The sequence below is a fragment of the Xanthomonas sp. NCPPB 2922 genome (assembly GCF_041520885.1).
In the GTDB taxonomy this organism is placed as follows: Bacteria; Pseudomonadota; Gammaproteobacteria; order Xanthomonadales; family Xanthomonadaceae; genus Xanthomonas; species Xanthomonas campestris.
In genome coordinates, this window is record NZ_JBGOFY010000015.1 from 19,852 (window position 1) to 32,676 (window position 12,825).

The window sequence follows — 12,825 nt, forward strand, 5'->3', positions numbered from 1 at the left end:
CGTGGCCGTCGTGTTACTTCAGTTTGGCGGCGTGTGCGCGAACGGCGAGGCGCCGTAGAAGCGGGTCAGATGTGCGGCCACGCGCGGCATCTCGCGTGCGATCACCTGCGGTGCGGAGAAGTGATACTCACTGAGCACGGCGAAGAATTCTTCGGGCGCTTCGGCGGCGTACGGGTCGATGTCGGTCTGCGTGCCTGCGTCCACCTGGCGGCAGAACGCGGTATAGGCCTGCTGGAAATCGCGTGCCCAGTCGCGGAACTGCGCTGCCGGCAGCGGCGGCGTGCCGTCGAGCGCGCCATCCAGCGCATCGAGCTTGTGCGCCATCTCGTGCACCACCACGTTGAAGCCGGCGGTGGGATCGGCCAGATCGGCCTGCACATCGGCCCAGCTGACGATCAGCGGGCCATGCTCCCAGGCCTCGCCGATCAGGGTGTCGTCCCAGGCATGCATGACGCCGGCGGCATCCATGTGGGTGCGCTGCACGCGGAAGGCATCCGGATACACGATCAATTGCGACCAGCCGCGCCAGCCGGCGGCGCCGATGTTCAACAGCGGCAGGCAACAGGTGGCCGCCAGCAGCACGGCATCGTGCGGGGTCAGGGTCAGCCCATGCACCGGCGAAATGGTCTTTTGCTGCAGGAATTGCGTGGTCAGTGCACGCAGGCGGTGTTGCCGCGGCGGATCGAGCGCGGTAACCCAGGCGCACTCGGTGCAGACCGCCTGCCAAAGTGCATCGTCAAGGGCTGCAGGTGGCCGGCGTAGCCAGCGCAACACCCACTGGATCAGCGGAACATGCCCGGCAGGAAGCTGTGCCAGCGCGGCATCATGCGCATGCGCGGGAACAACGCATCGCCTTCGCCACCGCCGCCATTGGAGGCGGGTGCAGGCTTGTGGGCCGGTACGCGCGACGCGGCGGGTGGCTCGCCATTTGGCGTTCTGCCGCGTGCTGCCGAGTTGCTGCTGACGCAGCTCTCATGATCGCCGTCGGCCAGCTGGTCCGTTGCCAGAGCGGCGAGCGGAGCCAACAACAAGAGCAGGCAGAGCGTGAGTCGGCGCATCGTCCACATCCAGGGCAAGCGGCGTAAGTCCCCGATCATAACGTGGTTTTCACCCCATCACGCAAGCCGCGCTGGGCGCCTGGGGGAGCTTGGCGCATAATTTCACGGATCGATTTGGGGACCTTGCCGTGGACGACCGCGCGTTGCTGGCCAAACTTGCGACTGGCCGGCTCTCCGGCGACACGCTGGCGCGCGAGGCCGGGCTCACCCGTGCCGCGGTGTGGAAGCGCATTCAGAACCTGCGCGCGGCCGGGGTTGCGATCGACGGCCAGGCCGGCGAGGGCTACCAGCTTGCCGCGCCGCTGGACCTGCTCGACGCCCAGCGCATCCGCGCCGCCCTGCAAGCCGATGCCGCCGCCGGGCTGGCGGCGCTGGAGCTGGCCTGGACCGTGGACTCCACCAACACCACGCTGCTGGCGCGCCCGGAGCCGGAACACGGCGTGTCTGTGTTGCTGGCCGAGCGGCAGACCGGCGGGCGCGGTCGCCGGGGCCGGCAATGGGCTTCGCCGTTGGGCGCGCACCTGTACCTGTCGGCATCGCGTCGCTTCAGTGGTGGGCTCGGTCAGCTGGCCGGCTTGAGCCTGGCGGTCGGGGTGGCGGTGGCCGAGGCTTTGCGCGGCTGCGGGTTCAACGAAGTCGGGCTGAAGTGGCCGAACGACCTGCTGGCGCGCGGGCGCAAGCTTGGCGGCCTGTTGATCGAAGGCGGCGGTGAGATGGCCGGCAATGCGCGCGCGGTGATCGGGCTGGGGTTGAATGTGCACATGCCGCCGGCTGCGGCTGCCAGCATCGACCAGCCCTGGGTGGACCTGGATACCCTGGCCGGCCGGCCGGTGTCGCGCGACCAGGTGGTGGCGGCCGTGCTGTCCGGGCTGATCCCGGCGCTGGCGTTGTTCGAGGCGCAGGGGCTGGCCCCGTTCCTGAGCCGCTATGCCGCGCTGGACCTGCTGAGCGGGCGCGCGGTGCAGGTGGAGGAAGCCGGCAGCCTGCACCGCGGCACCGCGCTTGGCCTGGCGGCCGATGGCGCGCTGCGTGTGCAGATCGGCAGCGATGTGCGCCTGTTCCACTCCGGAGAAGTGAGCGTGAGACCTGCATGAGTGAGTGGCTGTTCGACCTGGGTAATTCGCGTTTCAAATACGCGCCGCTGGACGGCACTCGCGCCGGCGATGTGCAGGCCTGGGCGCACGGGGCCGAGGCAATGGATACCGCCGCGTTGTCGGCGCTGCCGTCGGGCAAGGTTGCGCACGTGGCCAGCGTGGCCGCCGCGGGCCTGACCGAGCGCGTGCTGGCCAGCCTGCGCACGCGCTTTGAGCAGGTGCGGGTGGTGCGCACCGCCGCTGCCTGTGCCGGCGTGCGGATTGCCTATGCCGACCCGAGCCGGTTCGGGGTGGACCGCTTCCTGGCCCTGCTCGGCGCGCGCGGTGATGCGCCGGTGCTGGTGGCCGGGGTCGGCACCGCGCTGACCATCGACGTGCTGGGCGCAGACGGCCAGCATCACGGCGGGCGGATCGCTGCCTCGCCGACCACAATGCGCGAGGCGCTGCATGCGCGCGCCGTGCAGCTACCGCCCACCGGCGGCGCCTATGCCGAACTGGCCAACGACACCGACGATGCGCTGACCTCCGGCTGCGATGGCGCGGCGGTGGCCTTGATCGAACGCAGCCTGCAACACGCCGCGCGCACCCTTGGCATGCCGGTGCGCTTGCTGGTGCACGGCGGTGGCGCGCCGCCGTTGCTGCCGTTGCTGCCCACGGCCGAGTTCCGCGCCGCGCTGGTGCTGGACGGCCTGGCGACCTGGGCGACGCATTCGGCCGCGCCGTAGAATCGGCCGCATGTACGTACGCGCACTCATCGTTGTCCTGATCATCCTCAACGCCGGCGTGGCGTTGTGGTGGGCACTGCAACCGGCGGCTGTCCCGCCGGCGGCGCCGTCGCAACCGGCAGGTGTGGCGCGGCTGGAGCTGCTGCCCACGCCGCCCACCGCTGCCGCGCCCGCCGTTGCCACGGTGGCGCCAGCAGCAGCGCCCGTGCCGCCCCCGGCGGCCCCTGCAGCGCAGCCGGCTGTCGCAGCGGTGGACAACACTCCACCGCCCACGCCGGCGGCAACCGCCGCTGTCACCCCAGCGGCGGTTGCCGCAAGCCCGCCGCCCGCCGTTGCCGCACCCGCCGAGCGCTGTACCAGCCTGGGGCCGTATGCGGCGCGTGCCGAAGCCGATGCGGCCTTGCCCGCACTGCGCGGGCAGGCCAGCCGGACCAGCGTGCGCGAGGACAAGGATGCGGGAGTGAGTACCTTTCGGGTAATGCTGCCGAATGTCGGCGACCGCGCCGCGGCGCAGGCGCTGGTCAAGCGCATTGCTGCGGCCGGAATCGGCGATTACTACGTCATTGCCCAGGGGGAGGACAACAGCATCGCGCTGGGGCAGTACCAGAGCCGTGAGCGTGCAGAGCGGCGCCAGGCCAGCCTGGTCAGCGCCGGCTTTCCCGCGCAACTGGTGCCCAGTGGCACCGGCCAATCGCGCTGGTGGATCGACGTGCGCAGCAGTGCGTCGGTGTCCAGCCTGCAGCGCAGTGCGGGCGCGAGCCGGCAACGATCGCTAGACTGCACCGCGCTGCGCTAGAATGCGCACCCTGCGCGATGCGCGCACGCCTTTGCCGGCATAGCTCAGTTGGTAGAGCAACCGCCTTGTAAGCGGTAGGTCCCCAGTTCGAATCCGGGTGTCGGCACCACGAAGGTTTTTTCGCAACATCCCCGAATCGCCCGGAAGGCCCGGAAGGCCCATGCAGCAAGGGTTTCGCAGGGGCGGTGAAAAACGTGGGCGCCCGGTATCGCAACGGTTCGTCACTACCCACTCCCCAGAAATTCCCCATACGATGCGGCGATGGCCAGCATCCAACGAACAGGCAACAAGTACCGCGTGCAGGTCTACATCGACGGCGTGCGTGACTCGACCACGAAGGCGACGCGTCAGGAAGCCGCTCAGTGGCTTTGGAGCGCGAGGCCGAGCTGCGCGGCACAAAGCTGCCAGACAAGACTTTCGATGACGCACTGAAACGCTATGAGGCTGAGGTTGGGGAACCTATCGCCGCCAATCTACCTGTGCCGGTCGCGGTGCCAAAATGGCAGCTCACTCCGCAAGGCGCCTGAGCAGCGCCAAGTCGGGAGCTTAGATATCAAGCGTACCGTCCCCTTCTAATCTGATGCGGCTGGGGTACTACATACCATGAAGGCTGGTCGGAGGCCTTTGTCTGCGATGGCCGCTCGCTGCCTAGTACCTCGGTCTCATGCTAGTTGAGATTTTGCAGCGCTGCTAAGAATTTGCGCAAATGTTCGTTAAAGATTTCGTTCGATCTGCCGACAATTGTCCTATGGTACGGGCTCGTTCAAGGTGGATTCCATCGTAAGTTTATGAAAAACATAGATTTTTTCGTGCGACTTTAAGTCTTGGAAAATGTAGCAAAAAGGAGTAGGCCGCTGGCACTAGCGAACTTATCTCAACTACTGCAACATCCGTTTCCGCATGCCTAAGCAAGAAGGCGAAGGTAGTAGGCGTAGCGCGGAGAGGCTTGACAAGGACGATTATTTGATGAATGAAGAAACACGGTTGACCGAAGATGCACTGCCTGAACTACTTGGGCGAATTTGGAATCGCGTCATCGGTCAAGTCAACGCGCTGCTCAGAGCGCATGAAACCTTCGAGTTTTTCAATTTTTTAGAGAACCTGAATCCGTCCCTTGAAGAAGTGATCAAGGGTTTTGAGTTCGCTGACTTCGCCCTCACTAAGTTTGTGGAGAGTGGAGACTTAGAACACGACGAGATGCGGCAGGCCCTTAACGCGAAGCAATGCATCTTAAAGATGAAGCTGCTTTCTAACGCGTTGGCAGTCCAGAATCAGGATGAGTACACCAAGGTCATGCACGAGCTCAAGCAGCAGGCGCAGATCTAACCCACCCCGAAGCACATTGGAGAATTGACATGAATGGCGCAACCCTGAACTTTGACCTGTACGCAATGGCGCAGCCGAAGAACAGGAACGATCTGATCGCTTTGGCGCACGAAGTGCTGGCCGAGCTTTCCATGATTGACCGACATCTGGACCGTGCTATTGAACGGTGTGAGGCGTCGGCGACGGCCTGATTGAGCAAGTTGAGCTGTTAGACGCAGCGTTTTTTCCTATATGACGAAGCCCGCCAGATATTCTTGGCGGGCTTCTTCATTTCTTGTGGCCCTTCGGCAGCCCGGCGCGGTTCTTGTCCCGCCACGACGCGCGTGTAGCCGATCAATCTGACGCGCAGCCAGGTTGAGATTGCTGACGACGACCGCCAGGGGCGGCTGACTTCTGGGTAGCCACACGCCCCGATCGCAGGGCTGTGACTTAGCAAATTCCCCACTCTGCCTGGAAACCCTTGCAGCACAAGGGGGTTCGAATCCGGGTGTCGGCACCATCCCCGTTCTTCAGTCATCACAGTGCGCACCGTCTGGCGCGCGCTGATGTGTTGTGCGTGGATGTCTGGTTCCACGGCGCGCAGCGGGCGACGCTTGGTTTGGTCACGGCGCAGGTGACGTGTCGACAACCGCTAGAGTGGTTGTCGGTGAGGCCAGCCAGCGCGTTGGCCGGCGGCGACCTCGGCTCAGGCCGGGCGGCCGGCCGAGAGCAATCCCAGTACGTCCTGCTCGGTGCCTGCGCCATGGCCGGACACGCGTTCGGCCAGTGCGGCCACCACCAGCGCATGCGCCTGGCGGAGCACGCTGTCCGCATCGGCGCTGGCGTCGATGACGTGCTTGCCCGGCAACTGCAGCGCCGCAAAGATCGTGCGGCAGCGTTCCAGGTTGTCCTGGGTTTCGAAATGATTGGGGGCATCGCCGCGTGCGCGGATGCGCGCCAGACCGGTGGGCGGCGGCAGGTCGAGCAGCAGCAGCAGGTCCGGGCGCGGCGCGAAATCGTTGGCGGCTAGCAGCGCATCCAGCGGCAGGCCGGCGGCGCCCTGGTAGGCAACCATGGACGGGAAATAACGGTCCAGGATCACGATCTCTCCGCGCGCCAGCGCCGGGGCGATCAAGGCTTCCACATGCTCGCGGCGGTCGCGGAGCAGCAGGTCGACCTCGTCCTGGGCACTCAGCCGCCCGGTGGCGGCCGACTGCCGCAGCTGTGTGCCCCAGGGGCCGTTGGTCGGCTCCTTGCTCAGCACGACGCGCGCGCCGGCCTGCTCCAACAGTGTGGCCAGGCTCCTGGCGAGGGTGGTCTTGCCGGCTCCGTCGATCCCTTCGATCGCGATCAACAAGCCGCCTGGCGTGAGTTCGATAGTCATCACGCTACTTTAGCCGATCCCCCTGAATCCGCCGATTGCTGCGTGCAGTCGCGTGCTGGTCGGTGCACCGACAAGCGCATGCAGCATTCGCCGCCGTATGTGTCAGGAATGTCCCGATGCCGCCGCTCGTGTCCGGTTGTCATACTGAACAAGTCAGGCACGGTGCTCAATCGTGTAGCGTTTGAGCGACGCTTTACTGACTTCAAGGATGAAGGACGCGTCGCCGCCACCCTAGAGGCGGCATCCTCCGCGTGACGCCCTCTGCAGGCACCGTCGTGACCGGATTCCTTGACTCACTTTGTGTGTGCGTTGATCGCGCACGGCCACCTTCCGCTCAGACCGGCGCGGAGGTGTAGCGATAGGACAGCAGCGTTTTCACCAGGAAGGTGATCTGGGTGGCCGAGCGCGCATCCACGCGCATGACCGGGATACGGAAGCCTGCGGACACCAGCGCCTCGCGGAACGGCGGCAGCAGAAATTCCTGCACTTCGTCGGTCATGGTGACGCCAACGGCGAGGCTGGCCTCTGGCGCAATCCGCGAAAATTCGCGCAGCAGCTCCAGTGTGGTGTCGCGCATCTGCGTATCGCGTGCGCTGGTCAGCACGATCACGCCCAGGGCGCCGTCGCACACCAGCGGCCACATGAAATCCAGGTATTTCTGGCCGGGCACGCCGTAGACGTGCAGCAGCTCGCCGTCTTCGAGCTCGATCGAGCTGTAGTCCAGCGCCACGGTGGTGTAGGTCTTGTCGCCGTAGGCATCCTGGCTCAGCGGCATTTCGGTGCTGACCGGCTCCACGTCGGAGATCGCACGCACCGCGGTGGTCTTGCCCGCGCCCATGCCGCCCACGAACACCAATTTGTTGGCCGGAAGACTCATGACTGTGCCTGGGAGAGGGTGAGACCGAACCGACGCGCAACCCAGGAAAAGAACCGGGAATTGCTGCTGTTCTGACGACGCGGCGTGGACGGCACGGCAATCTCCGCTGTCTGGGCAAGGCCGCTGGCCAGCGCGGCGGCGAACAGGCATTCCACCGTTTGCAGCGGCAGCTTGCAAGCATTGGCCAGCGCCTGCGGGCGCCACGGCCGGGCATGCAGGTGCGCGATGGCCAGCAACTGTGACGGCGTGCTGGTATCGGCGCTGAGTTCCGGCCATTGGCGCAGTTGCAGCGCGTGGCCCGGTTCCACCGCCGGCAGTGCCGGGCGCAGGTGTTCGGGCAAGGCGAAATACAGCGCTTCCAGCGAGATGCGTCGGGTGGCGGTGGTGCCGATGTCGCCCATTGCGCGTTGCCAATCGGGGCGGTCCAGCGCAGCCACCAAGGCAGCCAGCGGCAGCGAGGCGGGCAACTCCAGCCAGCCATTGCCCGGGTCTACACGGACGCGCAGCTGCGCCTGTTGCAGCACCACCGCACCGGTACCGAATTCGCCGCGGCAATGGCGCAGCAACAGCGCCGGCTCGGCGGCCGGCGCGTGCTGTGGCGAGGACAGCAGCAGGCGCAATTGTTCGTTGAGTTCGCGCACGGTGGCACCGTGCTTGAGCCATGCGCCCGCCACCGGCGTGCGCGACACCACCAACACCCGCACCGGCTGGCCTTGCAAGGCCTGCCACGCGGCCAGGCCATCGGCACTTTCAAGACCCAGCACCACCACATCGGCGGCGTGCTCGGGCCACTCGCCCAGCTGCACGTCGATGCGTTCGGCGAGCAGCAGCGAGCAGGCCAGTTTCAGGCGCGTGGTGTGCAGCAGGTCCAGGCCGGTCGTGGCGACCCGCATGGTGTGGATGGGTGTGGTCATGATCTGGCGCCTGGCGGCGCATCGAGGCAGCAACGCCTGCGGGCGGGCGCCGGCAGGCCAATAGCAACGGCGCAGTGGCGCCGTTCTTTAACGATCAGCGGATCAACCGAAGTCGAGGGTCTTCTCGAACGCCTTCAGTTCGTGACGTGCCATGGCCAGGTTGGCCTTGGCGCGGTCCAGCACCACGTAAAGAAACAGCGCGCCGTTGCTTTCCAGCGGACGCAACAGGTGGTACTGCTTGCTCAGGGTGATCAGGATGTCTTCGATCGTGTCGTTCAAGCCCAGCTGTTCGGCGATGCGGCGCTTGGCGCGCACTACTTCAGTGTTGCCGGCCGCGGCCAGTTCCAGGTTGAGCTCGGTACCGCCGGTCATGCCCAGCGCCATGCCGCTGTCGCTGTCGACCAGCGCGGCGCCAACGAAACCGGCCAGCGAATGCAGTTGTTCCAGATTGAGTTTTGACACGAGTCGTCCTTACCAGCGTTGAGAAATGAGTGGGCGGATGCCGTGCGTACACGCAAGCACGAACAGTGCCAAGCGAGCAGTGCTACGCGGCGGCCGGCGGTGGCGTTGCCAGCGCCGTGGCCAGCCGGCCTGCGCAATCGCGTGCGTTGAACAGCAGCGCGGCGGCATTGAGATCGCTGGCGCCCACGGCGGTCAGCGTCAATGGTTTGTCGGCACGGATGCGGATCAGCACCAACTGCCCGCCACGGGTGCTGATGGTGGCGTAATCGGCTTCGCTCAGGCCCGATTCGCGCGCCAGCGTCTCGCCCAGCGTCAAAAACGAATTGGCCATGGCGGCAAGCCGGCGGCCATCGGCGTCGAGGCTGGATTGCTCGGTGATCGCGCGCCCGTCCGCGGTGGACAACATCAGCAGCCGGATCCCCGGTTCGCGCTCGATGGTCTGCGCAAATTCGCGCCCGATGCGCTGCAGGTCGTACTGATGCGACGCCCGCGCGACTTCGCCCACGGCAGCCTTGACGACCTGGTTGACGGCGTTGTGCGGCATGAACGTTTTCCCCCTGTTGCGAACGGCCTGCGCGAATAAGTGACACCGGTCCTGCGCTGGCGGGCGAACGATACCATCGGCATATGAGGGCATAGTCATACCGGACTCAGCTTCTTAACTGTGCGGTCAGACAAGCACAGCCCGCAAAGCTGCGCGTGCCACAAACTGCCCCGCAACGTCACTTATGACGGTGCTCACGGCAGTCATGACGACTACGCACCACGATGCAAGCGGTGTGCCGTGCTGCGCTGCCGCGCGTAGTTGCGCGATGCGACGACTAGACTGCGCGGCTTTCCCGATGCTGGAGCAATGCATGGCAACGCAGTACGTGCCGGTTTCCCTGATTGGCGTGCCCACCGACATCGGTGCCGGCCACCGTGGTGCCCGGATGGGGCCGGAGGCATTGCGCATCGCCGGGCTGCAGGAGGCCTTGATCGGACGCGGCGTCGAGGTGCGCGACCTGGGCAATCTGGATGGCCCGCGCAATCCGTGGCAGGCACCGCAGGCCGGGTACCGGCATCTGGACGAGGTGGTCGCCTGGAACTAGGCGTTGATGGACGCCAGCTACGCACAGCTGTGCGCAGGCCGCATGCCCATCATGCTGGGCGGCGACCATTGCCTGGGCATCGGTTCGATCACCGCGGTGGCCAAGTACTGCCGCGAGCAGCATCGCCCGCTGCGGGTGCTGTGGCTGGATGCGCATTCGGACTTCAATACCAGCGAGGTAACCCCGTCCGGCAACGTGCATGGCATGCCCGTGGCCTGCCTGTGCGGCCTTGGCCCGCAGGCGCTGACCCACCTGGGCGGCAGCGCGCCCGCCGTGTTGCCCGAGCAGATCCGGCAGATCGGCATCCGCTCGGTGGACCCGGACGAGAAGCGCCTGATCAAGCAGCACCGTATCGACGTCTACGACATGCGCTACATCGACGAAGCCGGCATGAAGCGCACCATGGAAGCGGCCCTGCAGGGCATGAGCGCCGATACCCACCTGCATGTGAGCTTCGATGTGGACTTCCTGGACCCCAGCATTGCGCCGGGCGTAGGCACCACCGTGCCGGGTGGGCCGAACTATCGCGAGGCCCAGCTGGTGATGGAGATGATCGCCGACACCGGGCGAATGGGGTCGCTGGATATCGTGGAGCTCAATCCGGTGCTGGACAACCGCAACGCCACCGCCGAGCTGGCGGTGGATCTGGTGGAAAGCCTGTTTGGCAAGTCGACGCTGATGCGAGATTGATCGGTGCCTGAACGTTTGGCCCGGCGTTCACATCAAATCCACGGTCGCGCAGTCAGATTTGGCGCCAAGCGGGGTGCATCGGCACCGGACGCGGAACCGAGGAAGACCAAATGAAGCGACTGCTGACACTGATGGTGCTGGGCCTGTTCTCGGCTGGCATGATGACTGGCTGTAACACCATGGCTGGTGCCGGAAAGGACATGCAGGGTGCGGGTGACAAGGTCGAGAAGACCGCCGACAAATGCAGCGACGGTAAGTGCTGATCGGTTTTGTTTGATCTGTTTGGTTGGTCTTGATTGATCTGCGGCGACCGCCGCGTGCCTATGAAGGAGTGAGTTTATGAAGCGTGCAATTGCATTGTTGGTGCTGTCGATGTTGTCGGTTGGAATGCTGGCGGGTTGCAACACCGTCGCAGGTGCCGGCAAGGACGTGCAGGGCGCTGGCGAGAAGGTGGAAGACGCCGCGCGCAAGTGATCCACTTGCTGCATCGGTGAACAAAAACGGGCCGAAAGGCCCGTTTTTTTGTGGATAACGCAATGGCGCGCGGCACTATGTGCGGGTGCAGGCGTCGCCTTCGCACGCGGATGCGATGGCAACCGTTCATCGCGGTGAGTGCGCGCTCGACATCTTTTGACCTGTGCCGAACGCGGCCAGAATCAAGCTGGCGCCACGGTCAATCGCGGCCGCAAGCAGCGGAGAATCGCAATGAACACTGACATCATTTCCGGCAAGTGGACCCAGCTCAAGGGCCAGATGCAGGCCAAGTGGGGCGACCTCACCGACGACGATTTCAAGGTGGCCGAAGGCAATGCGGAATACCTGCAAGGCAAGCTGCAGGAGCGCTATGGCTGGGACCGTGATCGCGCCCAGACCGAGGTGCGCGCCTTCGAGAAGTCGTTGCGCGACGACCGCTAAGGCACAGCGCGCCAGCTTGCCCATCGGCTAAGCAGCGTGTGCAAGGGACGGGCTGCACTGCGGCCCGTCTTTCGTTGTACGCGGCACCGGCGCCAGGCGCTGCCAGATGCCCTGGCGCGGAACCGTTAAACTTGAAGGCTGATTCCCTGGCCTATGCAGATGACCACTCGCGTTCTTACCGGCATCACTCCCTCCGGCACACCGCACCTGGGTAACTACGTCGGTGCGATCCGCCCGGCCATCCAGGCCAGCACGGCCACCGATGCCGAGAGCTTCTACTTCCTGGCCGACCTGCACAGCCTGATCAAGGCGCAGGACCCGGCGCGGACGCAGCGCTCCACTTTGGAAATCGCAGCCAGCTGGCTGGCCTGTGGCCTGGATCCGGACAAGGTGTGGTTCTACCGCCAGTCCGATGTGCCGGAGACCACCGAATTGATGTGGCTACTGACCTGCGTGGCCGGCAAGGGCATCCTCAACCGCGCGCATGCCTACAAGGCGGCGATGGACAAGAACCGCGCCGAGGGCGAGGACGAAGACGCCGGAGTCACCGCCGGATTGTTCATGTATCCGGTGCTGATGGCCGCCGACATCCTGATCTTCAATGCGCACAAGGTGCCGGTGGGACGCGACCAGATCCAGCACATCGAGATGGCGCGCGATTTCGCGCAGCGCTTCAACCATGTGTATGGGCAGGACTATTTCACCCTGCCCGATGCGGTGATCGATGAACAGGTGGCCACCTTGCCGGGCCTGGATGGCCGCAAGATGAGCAAGAGCTACAACAACACCATTCCGTTGTTCGCCCCGCGCGAGGAATTGCGCAAATTGGTGTTCTCGATCCTGACCGACTCGCGTGCGCCGGGCGAGGCCAAGGACACGCAGGGCTCGGCGCTGTTCCAGCTGTACCAGGCGTTCGCCACGCCGCAGGAAACCGCTGCGTTTGCGCAGGCGTTTGCCGATGGCATCAGCTGGGCCGATGCGAAGCAGCAACTGTTCGAACGCATCGATCTGGAGATCGCACCGCTGCGCGCACGCTATGAGGCATTGATGGCCGAGCCGGCCAAGATCGAGGCGACGCTACGTGCCGGCGGTGCGCGCCTGCGGGCCCGCTATGCCACGCCGTTGCTGGCGCAACTGCGCGATGCGGTGGGCTTGCGCGATCTGTCCAGCCAGGCCAGCGCGGTGGGTCCGGCGACGACGGCCAAGGCTGCATTACCGGTATTCAAGCAATACCGCGAGAGCGATGGCCAGTTCTATTTCAAGTTGCACGACGCGGCCGGCACCTTGCTGTTGCAGAGCGATGGCTTTGCATCGCCGCGCGAGGCGGGCCAGCTGATTGCGCGCCTGAAACAGGCCGAAGACACCACCCAGCTGCAACTGCCGGGTGTGCAGCTGCCCGCCGATGCGGCGCCGGTGCTTGCCGCATTGCGCGCGCTGCGCGAGGCGTGATTGTCGCCGCTTGACGTGGTCCACAGCGGAGCGCTGCGCACGCGTCTACACTTGAGGCTGCGCAT

The 12,825-nt window shown here is 65.4% G+C and carries 16 protein-coding genes, 1 tRNA gene and 1 pseudogene; 11 read left to right on the top strand and 7 right to left on the bottom strand.

Annotated features, from left to right (window positions below; translation table 11 throughout):
* Positions 1-18 precede the first annotated feature (18 nt).
* Positions 19-774 carry a zinc-dependent peptidase gene (locus ACD584_RS15805; protein WP_076035805.1) on the bottom strand — a complete coding sequence of 252 codons (756 nt, stop codon included), beginning with the start codon at positions 772-774 and terminating at the stop codon, positions 19-21.
* An 8-nt stretch (positions 775-782) separates the two neighbouring features.
* Entirely contained in the window at positions 783-1,097 is a 315-nt protein-coding gene (locus ACD584_RS15810) for a hypothetical protein (RefSeq protein WP_076035806.1), read from the bottom strand.
* A gap of 50 nt (positions 1,098-1,147) precedes the next feature.
* Here ACD584_RS15810 and birA point away from each other — a divergent pair, with 50 nt between their 5' ends.
* The 6 genes from birA to ACD584_RS15840 all read left to right on the top strand — a co-directional run bounded on the left by birA (position 1,148) and on the right by ACD584_RS15840 (position 5,190).
* A complete protein-coding gene (gene birA, locus ACD584_RS15815) occupies positions 1,148-2,152 on the top strand; it encodes a bifunctional biotin--[acetyl-CoA-carboxylase] ligase/biotin operon repressor BirA (RefSeq protein ID WP_267129572.1) in 1,005 nt (334 codons plus the stop codon).
* On the top strand, positions 2,149-2,877 hold the full coding sequence (locus tag ACD584_RS15820; RefSeq protein WP_014506225.1) for a type III pantothenate kinase: 729 nt from the start codon (positions 2,149-2,151) through the stop codon (positions 2,875-2,877). Before birA ends, ACD584_RS15820 begins: the two co-directional genes overlap by 4 nt.
* Before the next feature lie 10 nt (positions 2,878-2,887).
* Complete coding sequence (locus ACD584_RS15825) at positions 2,888-3,673, top strand: SPOR domain-containing protein (protein ID WP_011039009.1); 786 nt, start codon at positions 2,888-2,890, stop codon at positions 3,671-3,673.
* 33 nt (positions 3,674-3,706) lie between these two features.
* Positions 3,707-3,782: transfer RNA gene (locus ACD584_RS15830), tRNA-Thr, on the top strand.
* An 857-nt stretch (positions 3,783-4,639) separates the two neighbouring features.
* Entirely contained in the window at positions 4,640-4,999 is a 360-nt protein-coding gene (locus ACD584_RS15835) for a hypothetical protein (protein ID WP_076037697.1), read from the top strand.
* Between the two features lie 29 nt (positions 5,000-5,028).
* Positions 5,029-5,190, top strand: coding sequence for a hypothetical protein (locus ACD584_RS15840; protein WP_175611474.1), 162 nt, complete (start codon positions 5,029-5,031; stop codon positions 5,188-5,190).
* A gap of 494 nt (positions 5,191-5,684) precedes the next feature.
* Here ACD584_RS15840 and tmk read toward each other — a convergent pair whose 3' ends face one another.
* From tmk to ACD584_RS15865, 5 genes are all read right to left on the bottom strand, one after another.
* Positions 5,685-6,362, bottom strand: coding sequence for a dTMP kinase (gene tmk, locus ACD584_RS15845; protein WP_076035807.1), 678 nt, complete (start codon positions 6,360-6,362; stop codon positions 5,685-5,687).
* A gap of 334 nt (positions 6,363-6,696) precedes the next feature.
* On the bottom strand, positions 6,697-7,239 hold the full coding sequence (locus ACD584_RS15850; RefSeq protein ID WP_076035808.1) for an ATP/GTP-binding protein: 543 nt from the start codon (positions 7,237-7,239) through the stop codon (positions 6,697-6,699).
* Positions 7,236-8,153, bottom strand: a complete 918-nt coding sequence (locus tag ACD584_RS15855) for a hypothetical protein (RefSeq protein ID WP_076035809.1) — start codon at positions 8,151-8,153, stop codon at positions 7,236-7,238. The genes ACD584_RS15850 and ACD584_RS15855 overlap by 4 nt, the downstream gene beginning before the upstream one ends.
* A gap of 102 nt (positions 8,154-8,255) precedes the next feature.
* Positions 8,256-8,615: a hypothetical protein gene (locus ACD584_RS15860; protein ID WP_011039002.1), complete on the bottom strand. Its 360-nt coding sequence runs from the start codon at positions 8,613-8,615 to the stop codon at positions 8,256-8,258.
* 82 nt (positions 8,616-8,697) lie between these two features.
* Positions 8,698-9,159: a roadblock/LC7 domain-containing protein gene (locus ACD584_RS15865; protein ID WP_012439505.1), complete on the bottom strand. Its 462-nt coding sequence runs from the start codon at positions 9,157-9,159 to the stop codon at positions 8,698-8,700.
* A 313-nt stretch (positions 9,160-9,472) separates the two neighbouring features.
* On the opposite strand from ACD584_RS15865, the pseudogene rocF reads away from it, so the two are divergent.
* The 5 genes and pseudogenes from rocF (at position 9,473) to ACD584_RS15890 (ending at position 12,760) form a co-directional block, all read left to right on the top strand.
* Positions 9,473-10,396: pseudogene (gene rocF / locus ACD584_RS15870) on the top strand (arginase).
* A 110-nt stretch (positions 10,397-10,506) separates the two neighbouring features.
* Entirely contained in the window at positions 10,507-10,659 is a 153-nt protein-coding gene (locus tag ACD584_RS15875; RefSeq protein ID WP_011038999.1) for an entericidin A/B family lipoprotein, read from the top strand.
* Positions 10,660-10,735: 76 nt separating this feature from the next.
* Positions 10,736-10,870 carry an entericidin A/B family lipoprotein gene (locus tag ACD584_RS15880; protein WP_011270059.1) on the top strand — a complete coding sequence of 45 codons (135 nt, stop codon included), beginning with the start codon at positions 10,736-10,738 and terminating at the stop codon, positions 10,868-10,870.
* Between the two features lie 231 nt (positions 10,871-11,101).
* Positions 11,102-11,311, top strand: coding sequence for a CsbD family protein (locus ACD584_RS15885; RefSeq protein WP_011038998.1), 210 nt, complete (start codon positions 11,102-11,104; stop codon positions 11,309-11,311).
* A gap of 159 nt (positions 11,312-11,470) precedes the next feature.
* A complete protein-coding gene (locus tag ACD584_RS15890; protein ID WP_043922084.1) occupies positions 11,471-12,760 on the top strand; it encodes a tryptophan--tRNA ligase in 1,290 nt (429 codons plus the stop codon).
* The last annotated feature ends 65 nt before the right edge of the window (positions 12,761-12,825 follow it).

What these genes read in the sequence shown, in the direction of transcription:
- ACD584_RS15810 (WP_076035806.1), bottom strand. Translation starts at nt 1,097, where the DNA reads ATGATCGGGGACTTACGCCGCTTGCCCTGGATGTGGACGATGCGCCGA.
- ACD584_RS15820 (WP_014506225.1), top strand. Translation starts at nt 2,149, where the DNA reads ATGAGTGAGTGGCTGTTCGACCTGGGTAATTCGCGTTTCAAATACGCG.
- ACD584_RS15825 (WP_011039009.1), top strand. Translation starts at nt 2,888, where the DNA reads ATGTACGTACGCGCACTCATCGTTGTCCTGATCATCCTCAACGCCGGC.
- ACD584_RS15835 (WP_076037697.1), top strand. Translation starts at nt 4,640, where the DNA reads ATGAATGAAGAAACACGGTTGACCGAAGATGCACTGCCTGAACTACTT.
- ACD584_RS15840 (WP_175611474.1), top strand. Translation starts at nt 5,029, where the DNA reads ATGAATGGCGCAACCCTGAACTTTGACCTGTACGCAATGGCGCAGCCG.
- tmk (WP_076035807.1), bottom strand. Translation starts at nt 6,362, where the DNA reads ATGACTATCGAACTCACGCCAGGCGGCTTGTTGATCGCGATCGAAGGG.
- ACD584_RS15850 (WP_076035808.1), bottom strand. Translation starts at nt 7,239, where the DNA reads ATGAGTCTTCCGGCCAACAAATTGGTGTTCGTGGGCGGCATGGGCGCG.
- ACD584_RS15855 (WP_076035809.1), bottom strand. Translation starts at nt 8,153, where the DNA reads ATGACCACACCCATCCACACCATGCGGGTCGCCACGACCGGCCTGGAC.
- ACD584_RS15865 (WP_012439505.1), bottom strand. Translation starts at nt 9,159, where the DNA reads ATGCCGCACAACGCCGTCAACCAGGTCGTCAAGGCTGCCGTGGGCGAA.
- ACD584_RS15875 (WP_011038999.1), top strand. Translation starts at nt 10,507, where the DNA reads ATGAAGCGACTGCTGACACTGATGGTGCTGGGCCTGTTCTCGGCTGGC.
- ACD584_RS15880 (WP_011270059.1), top strand. Translation starts at nt 10,736, where the DNA reads ATGAAGCGTGCAATTGCATTGTTGGTGCTGTCGATGTTGTCGGTTGGA.
- ACD584_RS15885 (WP_011038998.1), top strand. Translation starts at nt 11,102, where the DNA reads ATGAACACTGACATCATTTCCGGCAAGTGGACCCAGCTCAAGGGCCAG.
- ACD584_RS15890 (WP_043922084.1), top strand. Translation starts at nt 11,471, where the DNA reads ATGACCACTCGCGTTCTTACCGGCATCACTCCCTCCGGCACACCGCAC.